The 805-nt window shown below is 48.0% G+C and carries 1 protein-coding gene; it reads right to left on the reverse strand.

Annotated features, from left to right (window positions below):
- Positions 1–805, reverse strand: an 805-nt coding sequence (gene trkA / locus A3762_RS21215; RefSeq protein ID WP_082869278.1) for a Trk system potassium transporter TrkA, incomplete at both ends; no start/stop codon positions are given.

Here is an 805-nt window from a genome sequence, read left to right on the forward strand (position 1 = left end):
GACTTTGCGTGCACCAATTCGTTTTGCCAGCATCGATGCCATGATATTCGCTTCGTCATCGTTAGTGACTGCGATAAACACGTCTGTATTCTCGATGTTCTCATCGATAAGCATGTCTTTGTCGGCGCAGTTCCCATTTAGTACAGTGGAACGTTCTAGATGTTCGGAGAGTGATTTACAACGCGAGGCCGACGATTCGATGATTTTCACGCGGTAGCGGCGCTCTAATTTTTCTGCCAAGCGCTGACCAATATTGCCACCCCCTGCAATCATCACGCGTTTGTAGCTTTTTTCTAAAGGTTGGAGCTCACTCATTACCGCTCGAATATGATCACGTGCAGCAATGAAAAACACTTCGTCTCCTTCATTGATAACGGTGTTACCGCTTGGGATGATTGGTTTTCCATCTCTAAATATGGCCGCAACTCGCGTGTCGATATTAGGCATATGCTGCCGAATTGCCGCAAGTTCATGACCGATCAATGGGCCACCTTCACAGGCACGAATAGCAACCAGACTAACTTCGCCTTCAGCAAAATCTAGCGCTTGAAGAGCGCCTGGATACTCGAGCAAGCGTTTTATATGTTTCGTGACAACTTGTTCGGGACTGATCAGTACATCGACCGGTACGGCATCGTTTCGGAACAAAGATTTTTGCTTGAGGTATGCATTTGCTCTTACACGACTTATCTTTGTGGGCGTCTTGAATAAGGAGTACGCGATTTGGCATGCCAGCATGTTGACTTCGTCACTGTTGGTGACGGCGATGAGCATGTCGGCGTCTTCAGCGCCAGCTTGCTCGAGT

This window comes from Oleiphilus sp. HI0125 (genome assembly GCF_001635355.1).